At 60.1% G+C, this 21742-nt stretch carries 18 protein-coding genes; 12 read left to right on the top strand and 6 right to left on the bottom strand.

Features of this window, described 5'->3' with window-relative positions:
* Positions 1-62 precede the first annotated feature (62 nt).
* A complete protein-coding gene (locus H1204_RS43730; RefSeq protein WP_180735225.1) occupies positions 63-2303 on the bottom strand; it encodes a helix-turn-helix domain-containing protein in 2241 nt (746 codons plus the stop codon).
* A 382-nt stretch (positions 2304-2685) separates the two neighbouring features.
* Between H1204_RS43730 and H1204_RS43735 the strand changes: the two genes are divergently transcribed.
* The 12 genes from H1204_RS43735 to H1204_RS43790 all read left to right on the top strand — a co-directional run bounded on the left by H1204_RS43735 (position 2686) and on the right by H1204_RS43790 (position 16648).
* A complete protein-coding gene (locus H1204_RS43735) occupies positions 2686-2934 on the top strand; it encodes a hypothetical protein (protein WP_180735226.1) in 249 nt (82 codons plus the stop codon).
* A gap of 56 nt (positions 2935-2990) precedes the next feature.
* On the top strand, positions 2991-3992 hold the full coding sequence (locus H1204_RS43740; protein ID WP_180735227.1) for a hypothetical protein: 1002 nt from the start codon (positions 2991-2993) through the stop codon (positions 3990-3992).
* Between the two features lie 2 nt (positions 3993-3994).
* Entirely contained in the window at positions 3995-4699 is a 705-nt protein-coding gene (locus H1204_RS43745) for an HAD hydrolase-like protein (RefSeq protein ID WP_180735228.1), read from the top strand.
* A gap of 178 nt (positions 4700-4877) precedes the next feature.
* Positions 4878-5288: a PEP-utilizing enzyme gene (locus tag H1204_RS43750; RefSeq protein WP_180735229.1), complete on the top strand. Its 411-nt coding sequence runs from the start codon at positions 4878-4880 to the stop codon at positions 5286-5288.
* A 29-nt stretch (positions 5289-5317) separates the two neighbouring features.
* A complete protein-coding gene (locus tag H1204_RS43755; protein ID WP_180735230.1) occupies positions 5318-6736 on the top strand; it encodes a hypothetical protein in 1419 nt (472 codons plus the stop codon).
* Between the two features lie 67 nt (positions 6737-6803).
* Positions 6804-7379 carry a hypothetical protein gene (locus H1204_RS43760; protein ID WP_180735231.1) on the top strand — a complete coding sequence of 192 codons (576 nt, stop codon included), beginning with the start codon at positions 6804-6806 and terminating at the stop codon, positions 7377-7379.
* Positions 7380-7381: 2 nt separating this feature from the next.
* Complete coding sequence (locus tag H1204_RS43765) at positions 7382-9904, top strand: pyruvate, phosphate dikinase (RefSeq protein ID WP_180735232.1); 2523 nt, start codon at positions 7382-7384, stop codon at positions 9902-9904.
* A gap of 152 nt (positions 9905-10056) precedes the next feature.
* Positions 10057-11166 (top strand): NAD(P)-dependent alcohol dehydrogenase, encoded by a 1110-nt coding sequence (locus tag H1204_RS43770; protein WP_180735233.1) that lies wholly within the window; start codon positions 10057-10059, stop codon positions 11164-11166.
* Positions 11167-11211: 45 nt separating this feature from the next.
* Positions 11212-12672: an aldehyde dehydrogenase family protein gene (locus H1204_RS43775; RefSeq protein ID WP_180735234.1), complete on the top strand. Its 1461-nt coding sequence runs from the start codon at positions 11212-11214 to the stop codon at positions 12670-12672.
* A gap of 47 nt (positions 12673-12719) precedes the next feature.
* Positions 12720-14255, top strand: coding sequence for an AMP-binding protein (locus tag H1204_RS43780; protein ID WP_180735235.1), 1536 nt, complete (start codon positions 12720-12722; stop codon positions 14253-14255).
* Between the two features lie 349 nt (positions 14256-14604).
* Positions 14605-15651, top strand: a complete 1047-nt coding sequence (locus H1204_RS43785) for a porin (protein ID WP_180735236.1) — start codon at positions 14605-14607, stop codon at positions 15649-15651.
* A gap of 610 nt (positions 15652-16261) precedes the next feature.
* Positions 16262-16648: a GNAT family N-acetyltransferase gene (locus H1204_RS43790; RefSeq protein ID WP_274608266.1), complete on the top strand. Its 387-nt coding sequence runs from the start codon at positions 16262-16264 to the stop codon at positions 16646-16648.
* Between the two features lie 57 nt (positions 16649-16705).
* Here H1204_RS43790 and H1204_RS43795 read toward each other — a convergent pair whose 3' ends face one another.
* From H1204_RS43795 to narJ, 5 genes are all read right to left on the bottom strand, one after another.
* Complete coding sequence (locus tag H1204_RS43795; RefSeq protein WP_180735238.1) at positions 16706-17560, bottom strand: class I SAM-dependent methyltransferase; 855 nt, start codon at positions 17558-17560, stop codon at positions 16706-16708.
* A 663-nt stretch (positions 17561-18223) separates the two neighbouring features.
* Positions 18224-19498: a nitrate/nitrite transporter gene (locus tag H1204_RS43800; RefSeq protein WP_180735239.1), complete on the bottom strand. Its 1275-nt coding sequence runs from the start codon at positions 19496-19498 to the stop codon at positions 18224-18226.
* 14 nt (positions 19499-19512) lie between these two features.
* A complete protein-coding gene (locus tag H1204_RS43805; protein WP_180735240.1) occupies positions 19513-20307 on the bottom strand; it encodes a peptidylprolyl isomerase in 795 nt (264 codons plus the stop codon).
* Between the two features lie 10 nt (positions 20308-20317).
* Complete coding sequence (gene narI / locus H1204_RS43810; protein WP_180735241.1) at positions 20318-21001, bottom strand: respiratory nitrate reductase subunit gamma; 684 nt, start codon at positions 20999-21001, stop codon at positions 20318-20320.
* The gene (narJ, locus tag H1204_RS43815) at positions 20998-21741 is read right to left on the bottom strand and encodes a nitrate reductase molybdenum cofactor assembly chaperone (RefSeq protein ID WP_180735242.1); all 744 of its coding nucleotides are present in this window, start codon (positions 21739-21741) and stop codon (positions 20998-21000) included. The genes narI and narJ overlap by 4 nt, the downstream gene beginning before the upstream one ends.
* Between the last annotated feature and the right edge of the window lies 1 nt (position 21742).

Below are 21742 nucleotides of genomic sequence, written 5' to 3' on the forward strand. Positions count from 1 at the left end.
AATTAGGAGAGCATATTTGATGAGAATCTTCACTGAATCCGAAATTCTCCGGAGCTTGGGAATCAGCTGGGAAGTTCCGCCGACTCACGCCGAATCATCTGCATCCGTAACGCGATGTCCACCATCATCCTGTTTTCGTGCTTGCGCAGGTCCATCCCGCTGAGCTGTTCAAACTGGTTGAGCCGGTAACGGACAGTTTTCTGATGTACATGAAGAGCAGACGCGGTGGATTGTAGCGAGCAGTCTGCGTCAAAGTATGTACGTAGTGTTTTCGCGAGTGCGTGATTGTGGCGCCTGTCATATTCCACGGCGTCACCAAGAATGGCGCCCACGAGGCCTTCGACGTCGCTGTCGTGGCGGATGGACAGAAGAAGTCCCAATACGCCAAGCTCATCGGAGATCGCGACTTTCTCATCGCAGAACTTCGTGGCGGCGAGGAGGGCGATCGCGGCTTCGCGATGCGCGGCTCTGAAATCGCCACTTCCGCCACTGATGGAACTGACACCCCACACCGGGCTGAATCCAGCAACCCTGCCTGCGAGGTTCTCCCGGATGGCGTCCAGCACGCGCCGGATCTCTTCGCTGGTCTTTCCGGAAATGAGCGCAATGACGAGGTTTCCGCGTACGGTCATGAGCCGCAAGCCGGCTGTTTCGAGGCCGCGAGCGCAGTAGTCGAGCGCGATGCGCCTGCTTCTTTCGGCGGCACCGGCATCCCATCCATCAGCATGCGCCAACACATCGAGCTGTTCGAGCGAGCAATGAAGAATCCGGTGAGGTCCGTTGAGTTCGATTCTTAGCCCTTTCGCTCGTGCAACAGCGGCAAGTCTGACCTTGGGTTCGCCCTCGAGCAGATCCCAGAGGATCTCGCTGCTCACTTCGGCCCTGGCAAGCATCGCAGCGCGGCTCTCCAGATAGCTCAGCGCACATGCCATGACGCCTGAGCCTAGCGCCATGTCCGCTATCTCTCCCGGCTCGGTGTTGGAGACAATACATGCCCATCCGACTTTTTCTCCGGATACTGCAATCGGCTGCGCGCGGATCCAGACATCGTCCAGGCGTGCGCGTCGGTCGGATTGCGAATCATGAGGTTTGTGAAGTACCGTAGCGATCGCGGGTAGTAACGCGGCGATCTTCGGGCTGACAGGACACGTCGTCATGGGTTGCATTTCGTCCGTGACGATGGCGACATCGGCGTCCGAGTAACGGCCGATCGTCCGGGCGATTCCGTCCAGGCCCTCGCCAGCCAGGATCGCGCCAATCATCGATTGCTGGATTTCAGCGGACTGGCCAAAGGCACTGTTCTGGTTCTTTAGCTGCCGGTTAGCGGTTGCAAGCTGTTCGACCGCTAGCTGCTGCGTTTCATTGAGTTTCGCGTTGTGAATGGCGATCGCCACCAGGTCGGCGAGCGCCTTGATTCGTCTGACGTCGCGATCCGAGAATGTGGATTTCCTGCGCCGCCAGACTTCCAGCACCCCGACGACTTCATCGTGTACCTTGAGGGGGGCCGCGAGGGCGGAATACGCATGTTCCAGCCTGGCAAGATCCATGTAGTCCGGGCTGATCGTGTTGTCTCGGATGTATTCATCGACACGAACGGCCTCGCCGGTTTCGAATACCCGACCCGCCACACCGCGCCCCTTTTTCATGCGCAGCTGGGCAGTCTCGACGCGCAGGTTACCCACGCAGCTTCGCATGACGACCTCGTTGCCCTCCCTGAGAAACACGCCGCAGATGTTGGAGGAAAGAAGGCGGAGTGTTTCGTGGGTCGCGCAGGACAGCACCTGGTTGAGCTCGCGTGCGGAGAGTGTTTCGCGCACCACGCTCTGCAACCCGCTGATCTCGTCGAGAGCAGCCACGACGGCCCGTCCCCGGCTCGCTGCAGACGACGCCAGGGTGAAAGCCGAAGCAAGGAGACGCAGGTGATCGAGTTGAGCGTCCGTCGGGACGAACCCGGGGAGGAAGATCGCCTCGGTGCCCGGTGACAGGGGAACGAAGCAGCCGTAGCTTCCGCACGACAGTTTGCTGTCATCCTTCAGGAGATCCTCAATACCTGACTCGAGGTACTGGCTGCTTTCACTACCCAGTGCGGACTGCGGAACCCACTCACCCTGTGTCCGTCTGAGCACGGCGGACGTTGAGACGCCCGTGCTGGCCCGTACAAGATCCAGCGCAAGATTCGTCACGGAGTCGGTGCCCTCGAGCACCGCGCCCGAGAGGGTGTCCAGCGCCGTTTGAAGCGAGAAAGCCGGCGGCCCGACCGCCTCGGCTGTCGCGGTGACCGCGTCGTCGTGCGAAGTGTTCATCCGATTGCTCCACGGAGTTTCACGGGTCTTGTTGCGATGCAGCGCGACCGAATACGTGGTTGGCTCCACAGATTCCTGTATCGCCGACGATCGGCAGGCGTCCTATTAGCGTTTTCCCGGACGAGCCTCCTTGCGGTATCCCTGAGACATAAATGCGGCAGCAGTTTGCCGGTCTTTTATCTCTAAGGGATAAAACGGAACCCGTCTTGCTCCTGCACGGGCTATACGAGCGACGCCCGAGTGTGACTATGATTTCCTCAACGGTCAGCCAGTCGCAGAACGCGTTCCGGACAGAGTTGCCTTTACTCCCGCAATCCGGGAGGGCAACGAAGGGGCGGGCTGACCTTAGGAGACGGGTGCGCGGTCTGCGGTGCGGAGAGGCATGATGAAACGCTGTTCACTTCAGGAAGGCATCGACAAGTGGTTCTCGCCAACGCAACGCGCCCATATTCGCGTCACGCGATTCCGCCAGAACGTGCTGGGCGGTCAGACCGGCGTCGTTGTGCGGCTGATGAGCACAACGGACTCGATCGAACTGCGCTTTTTCCGGCACGGTGATGGAACATGGCGCCTGTTTCCGGCCAGCACATCGCGGCCAACGATGAATGCATCGGCCTGGCTCGCTGCCTGATCGTCAGGTAGCGGTCTCCCGGCAAAGGCAAACGACTTTCAACAGACGGAGCGGCAATGATCAAGGCTGAGGACGCACAGTTTCACGCGGCAGACGCAGACAAACCGAACTGGGCCGAGACCAACTACTTTGGTTTCTTTTCTGCAGAAGCGAACATCAACGTCGGCGTCTATGCGCTGTTCCGGCCAAACCTGGGCATCGTGAACTCGACAATCAGCATCAATTCGCGGCGCGCGATGACGCCGTGGCATGCCGATTACAACGACCTGCAGTCGCATCTACCCATCCCGGAGCCGCGCAATCTGCTGGACTACCGCCTCGCCAACGGCCTGAGCGTCAAATGCCTGGAGCCGAACATGGTCTGGACTATCGACTATGACGACGGTCAGCAGACGGAGATCCGCGTCAGGTATTCGGCCCTGATGCAGCCGTTCGACATTCACGATCCTGCAATGGACCCCATCGTCGCAGCCCAGAAGGAAGCGGGTAAATTCGCCTGGGGTACCGCTTACAACGGCCATTTCGACCAGACCGGGCGCGTGACGGGATACATCGTGCTGCGTGGAAAGCGGTTCGAGATCGATTGCGTGTCGACGATGGATCACAGCTGGGGACCGCGCCCCGAACGCGGCGCGCCGAACATGAGCTGGCTGCACGCACACTTTTCGGAGCGCTTCGCAGTGCATTCCATCTTTTCGTTCGACGAGAACGAGGGGGGCAAGACGCTCTCACTCAGCCATGGCTACGTGCTGCAGGATGGAAAGGTGTATGGCCTGAAGGCGGGAACCGGCAATACGATTCGCATGCACGACCGGTATCCCGAACACATCCAGCTGGCTGTCAGGGATAGCGCGGACCGGACCTGGGAGCTTCAGGGCGATGCGACGACCACATTCCCGTGGCAATGCTGGCCCAACATGGTCGCGTTCAACACGCTGACGACATGGCGCTGTCAGGGCGAGACCGGGTACGGCGAAGTGATGGATTTCTTCGAGGTTCCGTCACTGACCCGGCTCAATAGCGAGCAGGTTCCGTCCGTCTCCGATAACAGGGGGTAGCCGTGTCGCTGCGCATGATCCTGTTTGACCTCGACGGAACACTCGTGCAGACCAGAGAGGCGTCGTGGCGCGTGTTTGAGAAGGTGAACCGGCGCTTTGACCTGGGCATCAATTCCGCTGAGGCGTTCTACGCATTGTCAGAAGGCAACCTGTTTGCGGGGCTTCGGGAGAAGTGTGGAGATGACGCGAGGGCGAAGGAGGTGAAGGACTATTTCTTCGACCTTCTGCTCAGCGAGTATCGCCCGCCCGTCATCCCCGGCATGCGTAGTGTCGTGCAATCCCTGGCCGCTCGATATCCGCTATCGGTTGTTTCGTCGAACGCGATGGGTGCGATACGCCATGTGCTGGATGACGCGAGTCTTACCCAGTGCTTTGGTCACGTCTTTTCTGGTGATGTCGAACCCGACAAGGAGCGGGCCATACAGAAGGTGCTGGGCGATCCGAGTTACGGACTGGGACGGCGGGGCACGCCAGGCTACGACGAGTCGGCCGGCAACCATACGGGCGATGTCGTGTTGATCACCGACACGATTGGCGACGTGAAGGCGGCCATTTCGGCGGGCGCACGCGCTGTAGGTGTGTCGTGGGGCATGCACTCTCCCGCGCAGCTTGAAAGCGCGGGTGCGGAATTCGTCGCGGTCTGGCCCGAGGAACTGCTGATCCATTTTCGCGAAGGCAGTTCCCAGGATCGCGCAGCACATCGCTGACGGGCCGATTCTGGCGATCGGATGAGAAATATCCTAAAGCAGATGATGCGTTTTATCCGTCAGCGATAAAGAGAAGGGAAGCAGGATTATCTAGGATTGAAACCGGATGGCAGTGGTTTGGATGTGACGACAACACTTGATTAAAGCGCACCGATGGTGCCGTCAACAGGAGACAGCAATGACCGTAGTTGCAGAAGGCTTTAACGCGTTCGAAACGGACAAGGAACCGACTGGGACAGTGATCTATCTGCACGATCCCCAGTCGGTAGTGAAGCTGATCACAAGCGGCAAGCTCAAGGATCACATCCTTCTCGTACGCGGTGGCACCACGACCTTCCTTGCGCCCGCGCTCTCGATGGGCGCCATCGGTGTGATCACGATGTCGGGTGCGCCCGAGTCGCATCTCGGCATTCTGTCACGAGAATTCCAGATCCCCTGCATCATGACTGCGCACCTGAGCGGCAGCGACTCCCGGTATGAAGTCGGCAACACCGACCAGGCGCATTTCGACGAAATCGTCAGGGAACTCAGCGGCAAGCAGGTGACGCTGAAGTGCGCGAACGCCGAAGTCGGGCAGGTCGTTGTGTAATCCGACCGATAACTATCAAGGAGACGACAATGGATCAGCTGCGAAAGAGCACTTACAAGAAGCGCTACGAAAAGGACGATGACGGACTGCGCTTCCAGTCGCTGCTTTACACGGGCAACTACACGGACCTGCCCCCCGTACCGGACGGTATCGCGGGTGACCGCGAAATGCGGGCGCGCATGAAGACGGGTGTGCTTGAGAAGGTCACGCGCGAGGATGTGCTGAAGCCCGAGTTCACGATCGACGAACTGAACGACCTGAACAACTACTTCGCGTGGAATATCTGGGACGTGCTCGTCATGCGCGCCACGGAAGGCGTGTCGGGCATGATTCCGCGCCAGGAGTACGAGATTCTGGCGTTCATGCAGGAGTTCTATCGCTACCCTGAGTTCATGCGCCTCATTACCGACCAGCTCGGTGCGCAGGGTGTGATGGACATCGGCGCCAGTGCACGTAAGGAAATCGGCACCAAGATCAACTGTGTGCACGACTGGTGCCTGGGTGCCGTGGCGTTTGGCATGGGGCGATGCGGTCTCCTGGCGCTGGAAGCCATTGGTCCCGACGAGTACGTCGAAGAGAGCAACACCATCCTGAAGTTCGCACAGCGCGTGCTGTGGGGCAAGCGTCAGGACGGGTACATCCTGAATTCGCAGGACCGCTACCGCTGCCAGATCCATGAGCCTGAGCTGATCGACCGGCTCGTGGGCGAAGTCGAGTACTTCGAGAACGAGTCCGACACCTACAAGCAGCTGACTGCGTTCAATGCGGCCGCCGAACTGCTTGCCTTCTTTGACCACTACGACTGCCGGCTGGGGCTCGGCGATACGGGTCCCTACGAACTGAAGGACGGCAAGATTCTGATCATCCGCGATCTGTTCGTGAACGAGGACGTCTATCACTGGAGCGACGTCTGCGAGGGCCTGCCGCACTGCTTTACGCTCGCGCTTGTGATCGACCCGGAGCAGCTTGGGCTCGAGGAAATCCGCGTCAACGATATCTCGACGACCTTTACCGTCCCCAAGAACTACGTGCCAGCCATCTGTGGCGCGGCCGTGTTTGTTCGCGAAGCCTGGGACACGCCGATGGGCGAGGTCTATCCCGTTGCGATCAAGGACCTTGAATCCCACCTCGACAGGATCAAGGACGCGACGTTCAAGCTGTACAAGAAAACCCTGAAGATGCCGCGGCGGGAGCTGTGTACGAACGGCATCTACAGCTACTACGTCGGCATGATCTTGCCTCACCTGCGCAAGGCCGGTCTCTACGATCACGTCAACGAGAAGCTGAATTTCTGGGAACTGGACCAGCGCGTATCGAACTACTACTACGAGATCACGAAGCGCAATTTCGTGCAGTCGGTCGTGCCTCAGAAGATCTTCTCGGGACAGGGCTATCTGCCATTCTCGAAGCATGCGGACATCCGTCATTCGAAGTACGCCTGGCTCTGATGGCGCGATCTGACAGCACGCGGCGGAGCAGCTACACGCTCCGCCTGCATAACCCGGAGATACCTAAATGTTGACGGAAACCGCATTCCTGGTCCTCAACGCGTTGTACCTGAAGAAGATGGCGAACTTCGCTGCACTGGTCGAGTGTGTACGACTGCCGGAGGCGGACGTGCAGGAAGCCCTGAACGCCGCGGTCGAAAACGGGCAGGCGATGGATCTGAGCGGTGAATATCTGCTGGACGTGCCTGGGCGGCGCGCCGTGCTCAAATACTACAGTGAGATATACCTGCCCAAGCGCGCGGCAGTGACGGAGTGGTACGAGCGGTTCGAGACGTTGAACAGCCAGTTTCTGAAGCTTGTCAGCGAGTTCCAGACATCCGACGGTGACGCGCGGGTGCTGGCCCAGCTGATGAAGGTCGTCGGGCGTCAGATCACAGCGTTGCGGAAGATCGAGAGCGACATCCCCCGTTACGGCGTCTATGCGGATCGGTTTGCCACGGCGATCGAAAAGGTGGACCTCGGCGACAGGCCGTTCGTGACGAATCCCCGCGCGGACTCGATTCACAACATCTGGTTTGAATTTCATGAGGACATCCTCGCGGTTGTAGGTCGCCCGCGTGAAACCGTAGAGGATGTGCACTGAACATGGCAGCGATCAAGTACCTATGGGATGTCGACACCATCGACCCGTCCGACACGACACGCTTCGGCGGCAAGGCGAGTGGGCTGGCGCGGATGCGGCAGATGGGGCTGCCTGTGCCGCCCGCCGTCGTGATCAGTACGGATGCCTTCAAGGCATTTCATGAGAACGGCGGACAGCTCCCCGCGTCGCTCACCGATGAAATCGACACTGCCATTCACCTGCTCGAGCAGCGCACCGGCAAGGCTTTCTGTGGACGTGGCACACCGTTACTCCTGTCCGTGAGGTCGGGCGCGAAGATCAGCATGCCGGGCATGATGGACACCATCCTGAACCTGGGACTGGATGCGAGATCGGCCGCCGAGTTTGCGGCTTCGTCGGGCGACCGCGCATTTGTCGGCGACACGTGGCTGCGGTTCTGGTCGATGTATGCCGACACCGTGCTTGGTGTCGATGCCGAATCGATCGTCACGAGGTTCGAGGAAGCGACTGCCGCGTCGAACCGGCCGGTGGCCGAGACGTTTGCGGGTGTTGAAACGGAACTGCTCGCTGCAATCGAGTCCGAAGCAGGCGAGCGGCCCTCACCATCGCCACGCGATCAGCTCACGCGCGCGATCACCGCTGTCTTCGAATCCTGGCATTCAGCGCGGGCGAAAGCCTACCGGAAGCACCACGGCATCTCCGATGATCTGGGTACGGCCGTCGTGATCCAGGCGATGGTGTTCGGCAACCTCGACGCGGATTCGGGCACTGGTGTGGCCTTCACACGGGACCCCATGACAGGTGAGCGACGGCTGTTCGGAGAATACCTCGCTGGTCACCAGGGTGAAGATCTGGTAGCCGGCACCAAGACGCCGGACTCTCTCGCCAATCCGTCGCCCGGCGTTGCCCGCATCGCAGAGGAAGTCGGGATGGTGGGTGAGCAACTGGAGGCCCTGTACGAAGATGCGCTCGATATCGAATTCACGGTAGAACGCGGCAAGCTGCATCTGCTCCAGGTACGTGCGGCAAAGCGCACGGCCGCTGCCGCAGTCCGCATCGCCGTCGAGATGGCGGACGAGGGTCTCATTGATCGTGTGGCGGCGTTGCGTCGTGTAACAGGCGACCAACTTCGTCAACTCGTCCGTCCGGGCTTCGTGCCGGCGAGCCTCGAGGCTGCCAGCACCAACGGCAGTCTGCTCATTGAGGGCATCGCCGCTTCACCGGGTCACTCGACGGGCATCGCCGTGCTCGATAGCGACCGGGCCGTAGAGCGGGCGGCAGCCGGTGAGAACGTGATTCTCGTGCGGCCGACGACGAGCCCGCTTGATGTGCGCGGTATGTTGCATTCGCAGGGCATCGTGACGGCCCGGGGTGGTTCGGCAAGTCACGCAGCCGTCGTCGCACGCGCGCTGGACAAGCCTTGCATCGTGGGTTGCGGTGCGTTGGAAATCGACGAAGGCGCACGCACTTTCAAGGTAGAGGGTCGCGAGTTCAATGAGGGTGCGGAGCTGTCCATCGACGGGAAATCGGGCCGTATCTACATTGGCGCGATCGAACTGGACGACACGGGGGCATCCAATTCCTATCTCAACCGCCTGCTGAAGTGGGGCGAGGAAATCTCGAACGCCTCAGTGTGGGCGTCGGCGCGAATGACGGGCGAACTCACCGCCATCTGCAAACGTCACCCGGCGGGCGTAGGAATCGTCCCCGTCGTCGACCTCCTGATCGCAGGTGGGCAGGCGACCGGACTGATCGAAGCCGTGCAGGCGCTCAGCACAAACGCGGCGGCGCCAGTCGGGAAGGTTGAAGAGCGTTTCCAGCATGCCCTGTTAGACGCGTGCGAGGCGTTTTTGCAGGCGTCTCTCGCGCATCCCGTTGCACTGCGGTTGCCCAGGCTGAGCGGATCGAGGGCGCGGCACATGGTCGACGGCTGGGCGTCGCTCGATCCTGGACTGCTGTTGCCGCTCGGCGCCCCTCGCCTCATGACAGCGCTGGCGAAAGGTGTCGCGAAGGCGGCGATGGAGGTCGGACACCCATCTGTGACCGTCGTTCTGCCAGCCGTATCGGACGTACTGGAGATTGCCGCGTTCAAAAAGGCAATCGACGCCATTCCAGGCGTCCAGCCGGCAGTCCTCGTCCAGAATGCCGCGCTGCTTTCGGAACTGCCCGGTTCATCCGTTGAAGGCGTGGATATCTGGGTCGACCTGCCGGAGCTGGTGCGAACGTTTCACGGCTGGCCAGATGAACTGTCGTTCTCTGCTGAAGTCATCGACCGGTATGAGGCAGCGGGCAACTTTTCGTGTTCTCCGCTGAGAACGCTGAAAGGCTTTCTGTTGCAGTCACTGGCGCAACTGGCGGTGACGGCGTGGGACCGCGGCTGGCGAGTGGTGGTGGATCTGGGGGCGTCACCTGCGACCGAAGTGATTAACGAGCTGTATGGACTGGGCTACCGGCATTTCTCGGTGCCGACGGAGCGCATCGAGGCGTTGCGTCTGTGCCTGGGACACGCTGCGACTTTGGGCAGTCCGGGAAGCAGGGAAACGTAACCTGACGGCAGATCGTGTGGGGAGATGCGTCGACGAGATGCATCTCTTCCAACAATATAAGGACTACTTGGAAAATGACCGAAAATCTGGATTTTCGTTACCGGAACCCGGCATGAATGGCACAAGGCCCCACCCGTATTCGGAGGAATAGCATGGAAATCAAGGCAGCTGTCGTCAACGAGAAGTCGGGGGAATTCAGCATCGAGACGGTCAGTCTCGATGAGCCGCATCCTGACGAAGTTCTGGTCCGGATCGTGGGGTCGGGTGTCTGTCACACTGACCTGGTCGTGCGGGACCAGTATGTGCCCATTCCCCTGCCTGCTGTGCTGGGACATGAAGGTGCAGGTGTTATCGAGGCCATCGGACGGGATGTGACGCACTTCAGGAAGGGGGACCGCGTGGTGTTGTCGTACCACTCGTGTGGCCATTGTCCCAGTTGCGAAGAGGGTGCTCCGGCATATTGTGACCATCTGATGCCGAACAATTTCAGTGGGCGACGGCTCGATGGCTCAGCCTCGGTGAAAAAGAACGGCACCGATATCAGCGCGAACTTCTTCCAGCAATCTTCATTTGCAACTCACGCACTGGCGACTTCACGCAACGTCGTGAAAGTGCCGGATTCCGTTTCGCTGGATCTGCTTCCGCTCTATGGCCCATTCGGCTGCGGGATACAGACGGGCGCGGGAGCCGTGCTCAACACGCTCAATCCACGCGCGGGCACATCGATCGTGGTCTTTGGTGCGGGTTCCGTCGGGCTCTCCGCTGTGATGGCGGCGCACCTGGCAGGGTGTACGACCATCGTCGCTGTGGACCTCAACCCCTCCCGGCTTGACCTTGCACTGAAGCTCGGCGCGACGCACGCCATCAACGCAAAGGCGGACAACCCGGTTGAGTTCGTGAAGTCCGTCACACGCGGCCGCGGTGCCGACTATTCGCTCGAAACGACAGCGCTACCTCAGGTGCTCCGGCAGGCAGTCGAATGCCTTCACGCCAGAGGTGTCTGCGGTTCAATCGGACTTCCTCCCGCCGGTACCGAGGTCACGCTGGACATGCTGTCCATCCTGTTTGGCCGGACGCTGCGCGGGATCATCGAGGGCGACAGCGTGCCGGGCATTTTCATCGGTCGGCTCATCGAACTGCATCAGCAGGGGCGTTTCCCCGTCGAAAAGATCATGACGCACTACCGCTTCGACGAAATTAACAAGGCGGTCGCGGAGACCGAAGAGGGCCATGCTATCAAGGCTGTCCTGCACATGGAATAGCTTCCTCTCGGCGCCTTTCAGCATCAACAATACCCGGAGACAGGAATGAAGATTGAAAGAGCGGTGTGGGGAAACGATATCCCGGTTCGCGAGTATGCGATGTCGATCAATGGACGCCGGATCACATCGGATAACACGGATGTCGCCATCAACCCGGCCACGGAGCAACCCATCGCGAGCTTTCCGCTTGGGAACCTGCAGCATCTCGACCAGGCGGTCGACGCGGCGAGCGCAGCGTTTCTGACGTGGCGCGATACGACCATCAGTGAACGACGGAAGGCCCTGGAGGGCCTCGCCGACCAGATCGAGAAAAACTACGAGGCGTTCCTGACGCTTTTGACGACCGAGCAGGGCAAGCCCCGTGCAGGCGCGGAGTGGGAGATCGGAGGCTCGATCTATTGGCTGCGCGAGATAGCAAAGCAGTCGCTGCCAGAGGAGGTTGTTCGCGATGACGGCGAAAACCGGGTAGTCACCCGCTACACGCCGATCGGCGTAATTGGCGGCATCACGCCGTGGAATTTTCCGCTGTTGCTCGCGGTGTGGAAGATCGCCCCCGCGCTCATGGCGGGCAACACGATGGTCCTGAAACCTTCGCCGTACACCCCGCTGTGTACGCTGTGGTTCGGTGAACTCGCACAAAACGTGCTCCCGCCGGGTGTTCTCAATGTCGTTTCGGGCGGCAACGAGCTGGGTCAGTGGATGACGGAGCACCCAGGAATTGGAAAGATTGCGTTCACCGGGTCTACCGCTACGGGCAAACGGGTGATGCAGAGCGCCGCGTCGAACCTCAAACGCCTGACGCTTGAGCTCGGCGGCAATGACCCGGCCATCGTCCTCCCGGATGTTGATCCGGATGCCATCGCGAAGGACCTGTTCTGGGCGAGCTTCCAGAACAGCTCACAGTTCTGCGTTGCGACGAAGCGTCTTTACGTTCACGAAGACATCTACGATCGCCTGGTCGCAGCGCTCGTCGACTACGCGCGAACAGTCCAGGTTGACAACGGGCTGCTGGTCGATACCCAACTGGGGCCCCTGCAGAACAGGATGCAGTACGAGAAGGTGTGCAATCTGCTGCAGGACTGCGTTGCCGAACAGCATCGGGTCCTGCTGGGAGGTGTCCCTGCAGACACGAAAGGCTTCTTCATTCCTATCACCTTGATCGACAACCCGCCTGACGATTCACGCTGTGTCGTCGAGGAGGCGTTCGGTCCCGTGCTGCCCATCCTGAAGTTCAGGGATATCGACGACGCGGTGCGCCGTGCCAATGATACGGAGTATGGGCTCGCTGCTTCTGTCTGGTCTGCGGATGTCGAGAAGGCGCAGGCTGTGGCGCGCCGGCTCGAGGCGGGCACTGTCTGGATCAACCAGATTCACGTGTTCGGCCCGGACATTGCGTTTGGTGGGCACAAGCAGTCGGGTATGGGCATCGAAAATTCACTGCACGGACTGTCCGAGTACTGCAACCTGCAGACGATCATGGAGCGTCCACTGGCTTCTGCTGCGTAGTTACAGCTTGCCGCGTTCGCGAGAGAAGAGACCAACCGGAGGATAAAATGGAGCAGTCAATCGGGGCACTTGTTAAAGATTCGGCACGCAGGTTCGGTGACAAGACTGCTCTCATCGCTGACGGGAAACACTGGTCGTTCCGTCAGCTGGACAACTTCTCGTCCATTGTGGCGAGCGCGCTCCGGGAGCGAGGCGTCGGGAAGGGTTCGGTCGTCTCGCTCTATTCGCCAAACTGCGCCCAGTGGATCATCGCCTACTATGCGATCCTGAAACTGGGTGCCGTTGTCAACCCGCTGAACCTGATGCTGACGCCGTCTGAGGCGGCCTACGCGGTGAATGACTGCAAAGCCGTTGCGGTGCTCGGCGCGCTAGACAAGCTGGTTCCACTGCGTGACACGCTTGGACGCGACCGTATCAGGCTGATATCTTTCAGTGGGACGGGTGCGACAATCGAAAGCTTCGACGATCTTCTTGCGGGGGATGATAAGGGCACCTATCCCGTGGAGGGTATTGCGCCCGACGATCTGAGCACCATCGGCTATACGTCCGGAACGACGGGTCATCCGAAGGGCGCGATGCTGTCCCATCGCTCGATTCTTTTGAACACCGCGATGACTTCGACGCTCCATGTGCGCACCGAGCACGATACGGTGGTCAGCGCACTGCCGTGCTCCCATGTGTATGGCAATATCGTCATGAACAGCGCGATTGCGTGCGGCATGACGCTCGTACTTCACGCCGTGTTCGATGCCAAAGTGATACTTGCAAGCATCGAGGCTTGCCGGGCGACGATGTTCGAAGGTGTGCCCACGATGTACATGTACCTCCTGAATTTACCCGAACTTCACGACTATGATGTCTCCACCCTGACGCGCTGTACGGTTGGTGGTCAGACGATGTCGCCATACAGGATGAAGGAGGTTGAAAGCCGGTTGGGTGCGCCCTTGCTTGAGCTGTGGGGCATGACTGAACTCGGAGGTCTTGGCACCACGCATCCGCTGTATGGTCCAAAGAAGCACGGCTCCATAGGGGTTCCCTTGCCTTTCCTGAGCGCGCGAATTGGATCATTGGAGCATCCGTCGGTAGCCGTCACGGCAGGGGAGATAGGCGAACTCCAGATAAGGGGGCCCGTCACGATGATGGGTTACTTCGGCCGGCCTGAGGCGACAGCGGAAACCATTGATACTGACGGCTGGCTGCACACGGGTGATCTTGCCTGTGTGGACGAGGAGGGGTTCATTTTCATAGTGGACCGTCTGAAGGACATGGTCATTACGGGGGGCTTCAACATCTATCCGGCCGAACTCGAGCGCGTGCTCTGCGAGCATCCGTCGGTTGCGATGGCGGCCGTGGTGGGCGTTCCGGACGAAATGAAAGGCGAGCTGGCGAAGGCCTTCGTCGTATGCAGGAACGGCGCTGACCTCCATCCTGAAGACGTTCTCGACTTCTGCCGTCAACGACTGGCAGCCTACAAGGTGCCACGTCTGATTGAGGTCGTGGACGACCTTCCCAAGACCAGTTCCGGAAAGATACTGCGACGCGAGCTCCGCGCAAAGGCGTTGCCGCACAATCAAACATCGTAGGTCGACAGAATCGCCCTGACCGTACCCCCGATCAAAAGCGTCAGTGCGTATCTCCGAGGGATTGCCGCGACCGGTGTGGTCGCGGCTTTTTTTTATGCGTAGTGCCTCCTGTCCACGCTTTACTTGTGCAATCCCTGGTGGAGCAAAGTCGCTCGCCAAAGATCGCACACGCGAGCGGATAGAAACCGGGATGGCGATTTATCTCCGTGTGACCTATTCCCTGCTGTCAGGCCTGCTTATCGTCACGTCACGGATGCGTCAATGCGATGCGCGTTAGCGTGTCCGGACATCTGGTGACGAAACGACACATCGCTCCAAAGGCGTGTGCATAAAAAATCAGGAGACAAGCATGAAACGGTTTCTGTGCGCAGGAATCCTGCTCGGACTGAGTGCGACGGCGACGGCACAAAGCAGTGTAACCATCTATGGCATCCTGGACTCGGGACTGCTTTACCAGAACAAGACTGCCTCGGATGGACACAGTGGCTTCAGTTTTGTCGATGGCGCGTGGTTGCCTTCCATTTACGGGCTGCGTGGCAGGGAGGATATCGGCGGAGGTTACGCTATCAATTTCAATCTTCAAGGTGGCTTCTCTACGGGCACAGGGGCGTTGGGTGACTCAAACGGAGGTATCTTCGGACGAGCCGCTACGGTCGGCGTCTCGGGTCCGTTTGGTGAGGTCAAGATGGGGCTCCAGTTTTCGCCTTTCTTCCTGACGGTGACAGATGGCGATCCGCGTGGCATGCCGCAATTTGGCAGCCAGCTCGTACAGTATTTCCAGCAGTTCGGCATTACTGGTATATTCGACAGCAATGCCATCGTCTATACGACACCGAAGCTGTATGGCTTTACTGGCGCGGTTGAGTATGCTGTCGGAGGCGTTCCTGGATCGACAAAGAACGGTCGCAGCATGTCGGCTTCGTTGTCTTTCAGCCAAGGGCCCATCCTCGCGAATGCGGCCTACTATACGCATGCCGATCCGGAGACGGGCCAGACCGTCGCGATAGGAAAAACGGCAGGGCTGGGCTATGCAATTGGTCCAGTGCTCGCCAAGATTGACTGGGTCAACTACCTCAACCCATCATCAAACGCGCCATTATCCAACGTGAGTGTGTTTGGAGTAGGTGCCGTCTATTCGGTGACGCCCGCGGTCACCCTCAACGGCGGCTTCTACTACGCCGTCAACAAAGGAATGAGCGAGAACAAGTCGAGGATGTTCGCCTTCGGCGCTGAGTACGCTCTATCGAAGAGATCCGTTGTGTATTCGCAGGTGGGTGTAGCACATAATCAGGGCGCGTTTCAGACAAATCTTGCGGTGTTGGCGCCGACGTCATTCGCGGTGCCGACTGGTGCGACGACCACAGCAGTCAACATCGGAATACGCCATACCTTCTGAATTCGGGGGGGCATGTGTCTGTATTCGACAGTCTTCTGTGCTCGCGAGCTATAAATCGGGATGCTAAAACTCGATGCGGAAGACCACGATTTACGCTTTTGTAGCGAAATTGTGAGGAGATCATTTCGAAAATGCCGAAAGAGAAATCTCTTTGGATATCCGCGAGTATTTGGAGACTTCGTCACATAGTTGCCCTTGATGATTGGCTACACAGCACATACGTAGTCTCGTGTTGGATGGTCTTTACCATAACCGGGGCCGCTCTGTCGTCTGGGGACGGCATCCGGAACCGTCGGACACGTGCCTCGACACGTGTCCGATCGTCTGCGAGCGAGAACGCTGAACGTAAGTTTAGGTTCAGGTTCGGTTTTGGGCAGCCGCGTGAGGCACTAGTCGGCCACAAAGAGACGCTCACCAATACGGTCAGCAAGCGAGTTGAACGTCGGCCCTACATCGCAACTGATCCCCAAAGCATCTTCGCGCGAGGTTTGGCCGTGACCACCTCTGAGTTCATCATCAGATGCCTACAGCCAGACGAATGGCGCTTGTTGAAGGCTCTTCGTCTGAGGGCGCTTGGTTGCGACCCTCAGTCGTACTGGGAAGACTGTGGATGAAGCCAGCGCTCGCGACGACGTGTACTGGAATACCTTCGCCAGCAAAGTCACGACGCCGGAGGGCATCTCGAATGTTCATCGTTGAGCATGCCGAAAGCGTTGCCGCTTTCGTTTTCGGCGTGAAGAAGGACGATGACGAATATAGCGTCGGAGGCCTTTGGGTCGATCCGGTTCACCGACGAAAAGGATTTGGGAGCTTGCTGGTGCAACAGGTGGTCACATGGGCAAAAGCAGATTCGCACGCTGCGGTAATCCGGCTATGGTGCCATACTGGATCGGCACTATCGTTCTATCAGCGAAACGGCTTCCAATCTTTGGATAAATTTCAGACCAGCGACGTTGATGGCCGTCGGATAGTTGAGATGGAGTCGCGCGGGATCTGATGGAAAGGCCAATGGCGCATTCACGCTCGGCGAAGGCCAATGAGTAGTGGGGCTCGTTCAGGCAGGCGCGCTGCTGATTAACCACATCGCGCCGGGCAATCGCACGCTCGCGCCGTCTGCATAAGGCGCAAGCGCCTCGTGAACAGAGGTAGCGACGGCAGAGACGACCTCCGCGGGCTGGTTGCGCAACCAACTGTTCACGGCGCCGATTTGGGTTGACTGAACCACCGCCTCCTCCAGCCCGCGGCCAGCGGCAATATCTAGGTCCATGTCGAGTTTCTCGAAGCGCGGCGGCGCCCAACCGGCCGCCGTGACGACCTCGGTCACGTGGTCCCGATCGGCGAAGGCGAACATTCCGGGAGCGTTCGGCAGCGGCTGCGGCCTCGGCGGCAGGTGCCCCGCAGCTGCGGTCATCGGCACTTCCATCCATGGATTTTCAGCCAGCGAGCGCCAGCACAGGAGCGCCATGCGTGCGTCTGGAGCGGCTGCGCGGCGCATGTTGGCGAACGCAGCCACCCGGTCGCCGAAGAACATCACTCCGAAGGCGGAGATCAGCAAATCGTATTTGTCCAGCGCAGCCGTTGCCGGATCGGTCTGCCGCCAATCGATATTGACGATGCCGGCGGCGCTCGCGCGCCTTGCACCCTCCGCAAGCATTGGTCCGGAAATGTCCAACCCCGCCACGCGGCCGGACGGACCCACGGCGCGCGCGAATTCCAGCGTGGGCGCGCCACAACCACAGCCTATATCCACTACCCGTTCGCCGGCTCGCGGAGCGGCATAGACAAGCAAGGCGTTAGTCACCGGCGCAAGCGTGATGTCGGTATGCTCCTGCCGAGCCACCCAGACGTCGCCGCCATTGCCGTTCCAGAAGGCGAGCATGTCGGCGTTAATCTCTTCAGGCGAGGCCATCCGGGTTCTCCTACCAGGCGGGTGAGCACGTTGCGTGCTTCGCCAAGCGTACAGCAAGCGGTGACGTGGCGCTTGCCTGGAACTTACGCGAGATACCCTGGTTACAAGGGGGCTGACCTCGGAAATGAACAGGGCGATCCGAAGCGCCGACGGCTGGTGGCCACTATGACGAAGGTTTGCCGCGACCGCGAAGGCCGTACTCACTCACAGAAATCGCCCTGGCTGCCGTTGAAGATTTCGACGGCGGTCCTCCGCAACCGTCATTAGGCTTTACGCCACAGAAGTCCGCTCATAGGTTAGCTGCGGCCATTGCCAAGGACGTCCTGATCAGGTGTTTGCGCTGGAAAGATTGATGAACACGAATTAGAGGTGGACTTTGAAGCCACAACGCGGGCGTTCCGTTTATTTCGTGACCATCCGTTCCAGCAGCGGACACTTATCGACGGCCTTGCGAATACCGGTGCAGATCGAGCGGCGCAGAACACCCACTGAAGCAGAGGGAAAATTGTTTCCGCCTGTTGGAGCGAGAGGCGGGAAATCCGCCTGGGCAGGCTCGATTCGACGTTCCCGCAACAGGCGTCCCTCGTCCAACTGGTGCGCATTGGTTCGTAAGCCAGGCCGGTCCGACTCACCTGTTCAGATGGGTCCGGCGATGGGCGAAAGCTAACCGGTTGCTCGTCCGGCAACGGGCGTTCGCCTGACTTCCGACAGATAAATCAGGACCAGCGAGACCCAGACGATGCCGTAAAGAAACATGAAACACGTCGAGCGGACCCGGAAGAAGTCGAGCAGCAAGCCAAACAAGATCGGCAGCAAGAAGCCACCAAGCCCGCCTGCGAGGCCGACAATACCCGTCACCACGCCCATGTTATCGGCGAAGTCGTCAGCAACATATTTGAACGTCGACGCCATCCCGAACGCAAACACGGCGCCAAGTGAAAACGTCAGCAGGACAAATACGATCAGCGTGACCTCGATATGGAGGCTCACGGTGCCGTCTATCGTGTGAATGACGAAATCGGTGGAAGGATACGACAGCAGGAACAGGCATATCCACGCGACCCAAAGGCCCCACCACGTCACGCTATGCGCGCCGAAGCGATCCGCGAGCATGCCTCCCACTGCGCGCAGAATCGACCCCGGGAGCGAAAAGCCGGCGGCGAACGCGGACGCCACGACGAGCGACATCCCATACTCGGCCTTCAGGTACTGCGGTATCCAGAGAGACAGGGCCGTGAAGCCGCCGAACGTAATCGAGTAGTACTGGCACAAACGCCATACATGCGGATTGCGCAACACCCTGAACGAGTCGAGCCACGATCTTTGGGTTTGCCCGGCGCCCGGGTCGCGCGCCGACGCGAACCAGAAGATCACAGCGGTGACCAGCAGCGCGACGGCATAGACACGCGGCACGAAGCGCCAGCCATACGCGGCCTGCAAAGATGGCGTGATGAAGAGATTGACGGCTGCGCCGGCCGTGCCCGCACCGAAGAAACCCATCGCGAAGCCGCGTCGCTCAGGCGGGAAAAAGCGCGCGACATACGGCGTCCCCACTGCGAAGGATGCACCGACACAGCCGAGAAAAAGCCCGATCAACAGAAACTGCCACAACGCGGTGGCGTAACTGACGATATAAACAGGTATCGCGCAAATGACCAGAAGCACCGTCATCACGATGCGCCCGCCGAAGCGGTCGGTCCATGCGCCAAGCGGTAGGCGCATCAAGGCGCCAGTCAGCACGGGAGTCGAGGTCAGCAGGCCAAATTCCGTGCTGTTGAGTTGCAGGTCCTCGCGCAACTGGACGCCTAGCACGCCGAACATCATCCAGACGACGAAGCAGACGAGAAACGCGAGCGTGCTCGCCAGCAATACCGACCATGCCTGCGCCGTGACGCCGGGCGCCGTGCTCAGATTCTTCATGCCGCCTTGTGCGCTCATGCCTGTTCCCTCGTTTATTGAACCAGCGGGCCGTTGGCCTCGCCCAGATCCGCGCCTTCGATTCGCGCGCGCGATGCCAGGACCGTCACGTATTGCTGGATCGCCTTGTGACGGACCCGCTCGCCGAGAAAGCGGGCAATGTCAGCTTCGACCGACTCGAACGGAAGACGCTCGCCTTCGACACGGCGATCGATGCGCACGATGTGAAAGCCGAACCGCGTGTTGATGAGTCTCGGCAGCACGCCGAGGTCCTGCGTGTCGAACAAGGCGCGCTCGAACTCCGGCACGCTGTCGCCGCGTAACAATTGCCCAAGGCTGCCGCCGATACCCGCCGAAGGACAGTTCGACACCTCGCGCGCCGTGTCTTCGAACGTCCCGCGCGCGGCCAGCACCTTCTGCAATGTCGTCTCGGCCTTGTGCCGGACGAGCGCAAGCGGCGCGCGGCCCGTGACCGCGAAAAGAATGTGGCTCGCGAAGACGATGTCGTTTTGTCTGAAGCTCGCGGGGTGGCTCTCGTAATAGCGATCGCAGTCGGCGCGCGTCGCCGTCGGCACACTCAATTCGGTGTCGAGCAGTCTATCGAGCGATGCGTCGTCAAGAGCGGCGGCTTCGGCGATCAGCTTCAACTCGATTGCGCGTTGCCGCAGCAGTTCGCGAATCACGAGTGCGCGCCTTGCAGCTGCGTGCGGATCGGGCGCATCCGACTGATGCCTGACCTCGTCGTCGATGGAAGCCGCGTCGATCGCGACCCCGTTCACGCGCAGTGCGCCGTCCTGATACGCCAGCGCGGTCTGGTCGATCGTGCTCATGACATGCTCCTCAACGCTTGCGCACGAGTTGATACGGTCGGATCAGATAGGCAATCGACGCGAAGCCGCTCCAGATGTGGACCATCCGCGTGAATGGCGCGACGAGGAAGATCGTGAAGCCGAGCGCGATATGCACCTGATAGGTCAGCGGCACACCCACGAGCAAGCTCGCGATATTCGGGCGGAACGTGACCACGCCCTTCACGTAGTCGGTCAATTGCTCGAACATCGCGCCGTCCATATGACGCATGGAGAGCACGACCGTGCCGAGCCCGAGCGCAAGCTGCACCCACAGCATCAGCACGATGACGATGTCGGACACGCGGCTGTTGCGGCGGATGCGCACGTCGGCAAGACGCCGGTGAATCAGGATCGTCAGGCCGATGATTGCGACGATGCCCGCCGCGCCACCCGCCACCATCGCGATCAGCTGGTGCGCCGACGCCGACATGAACGGCGACACGAGCCAGTGCGGCGCGAGGAAACCCACGAAATGGCCGCCCACCACGATCAGGATGCCCCAGTGAAACAGATTGCTGCCCAGGCGCAACGCGCCGTGCCGCAGCAATTGCGACGAATCGCTTTTCCACGTGTATTGCTCGCGGTCGAAACGCACGAGACTGCCGAGAAACAGCACGGCAAGACAGATGTACGGATAGATGCCGAACACGAACTGATGGAAGTAGTCGTTCATGACTTGTTCTCCCGGGTAGCGTTTCGTCCAGCTGGCGACGCGGCACCAGGACGGCTGTCGTAGAAGTGAATGGGCGCCTGCGTGGGCGTGGCCGCGCCGACGAAGCGAACGGGCTCGTCGGCCCATGCGGCATCCAGCGCGCGATAGTCAGCTGAGGTGGGAGACGATTGCGCGTCGTCATTGTTGAGCGCATCGGGCTCTTCGGCTTTACCGCAGCCCGCCAGCGGCAGCAGCGCGCCCACGACAAAGCTGAAGGGGCTACCGCGCCGGGCCAGTTGCGAGGTAATCGATTGCAGGATCTCGCCCGTCTCCGCGAGCAGTCCGCGTGCTTCCGCAGCGGGAAGGCGCGACAGATATTCGAGGAATACAGGTAGATAGTCGGGCAGTTCGCCTGCGCCCAGATGCAGGCCATGTTCCTCATACATCCGCAGCAGATCGACCATCGCCTGTCCGCGATCGCGCGATTCTCCATGCACATGCTCGAACAGGTACAGCGACGTCGCGCGCCCGCGATCGAACAGCGCCACATAGTTTTCCTGCAGCGTTAACAGGTCGCGCTGCGCGCAGTAGTCGATGAACTGGTCGAGGCCCGCGCGCGCATCGCGTGTAAAGCCGCGCTCGCCGCGCAGCAACTTTTGCGCTTCGGGCAACGCATCGAGCAGCGGCTGGTCCGGGTAGCTGAGCAGCGCGCCCAGCACCGCGTACGTCGCGCCGGGCGGAATCGTGTCACGGGAACCCATG

The organism is Paraburkholderia sp. PGU19 (genome assembly GCF_013426915.1).
GTDB lineage: Bacteria > Pseudomonadota > Gammaproteobacteria > Burkholderiales > Burkholderiaceae > Paraburkholderia.

Bases quoted from the DNA above. Each gene is read 5' to 3' on its own strand.
- H1204_RS43780 (WP_180735235.1), top strand. From the start codon at position 12,720: ATGGAGCAGTCAATCGGGGCACTTGTTAAAGATTCGGCACGCAGGTTC.
- H1204_RS43770 (WP_180735233.1), top strand. From the start codon at position 10,057: ATGGAAATCAAGGCAGCTGTCGTCAACGAGAAGTCGGGGGAATTCAGC.
- H1204_RS43805 (WP_180735240.1), bottom strand. From the start codon at position 20,307: ATGAGCACGATCGACCAGACCGCGCTGGCGTATCAGGACGGCGCACTG.
- H1204_RS43730 (WP_180735225.1), bottom strand. From the start codon at position 2,303: ATGAACACTTCGCACGACGACGCGGTCACCGCGACAGCCGAGGCGGTC.
- H1204_RS43750 (WP_180735229.1), top strand. From the start codon at position 4,878: ATGACCGTAGTTGCAGAAGGCTTTAACGCGTTCGAAACGGACAAGGAA.
- H1204_RS43785 (WP_180735236.1), top strand. From the start codon at position 14,605: ATGAAACGGTTTCTGTGCGCAGGAATCCTGCTCGGACTGAGTGCGACG.
- H1204_RS43765 (WP_180735232.1), top strand. From the start codon at position 7,382: ATGGCAGCGATCAAGTACCTATGGGATGTCGACACCATCGACCCGTCC.
- H1204_RS43760 (WP_180735231.1), top strand. From the start codon at position 6,804: ATGTTGACGGAAACCGCATTCCTGGTCCTCAACGCGTTGTACCTGAAG.
- H1204_RS43795 (WP_180735238.1), bottom strand. From the start codon at position 17,560: ATGGCCTCGCCTGAAGAGATTAACGCCGACATGCTCGCCTTCTGGAAC.
- narI (WP_180735241.1), bottom strand. From the start codon at position 21,001: ATGAACGACTACTTCCATCAGTTCGTGTTCGGCATCTATCCGTACATC.
- H1204_RS43775 (WP_180735234.1), top strand. From the start codon at position 11,212: ATGAAGATTGAAAGAGCGGTGTGGGGAAACGATATCCCGGTTCGCGAG.
- H1204_RS43740 (WP_180735227.1), top strand. From the start codon at position 2,991: ATGATCAAGGCTGAGGACGCACAGTTTCACGCGGCAGACGCAGACAAA.
- H1204_RS43755 (WP_180735230.1), top strand. From the start codon at position 5,318: ATGGATCAGCTGCGAAAGAGCACTTACAAGAAGCGCTACGAAAAGGAC.
- H1204_RS43790 (WP_274608266.1), top strand. From the start codon at position 16,262: ATGAAGCCAGCGCTCGCGACGACGTGTACTGGAATACCTTCGCCAGCA.
- H1204_RS43735 (WP_180735226.1), top strand. From the start codon at position 2,686: ATGATGAAACGCTGTTCACTTCAGGAAGGCATCGACAAGTGGTTCTCG.
- H1204_RS43800 (WP_180735239.1), bottom strand. From the start codon at position 19,498: ATGAGCGCACAAGGCGGCATGAAGAATCTGAGCACGGCGCCCGGCGTC.
- narJ (WP_180735242.1), bottom strand. From the start codon at position 21,741: ATGGGTTCCCGTGACACGATTCCGCCCGGCGCGACGTACGCGGTGCTG.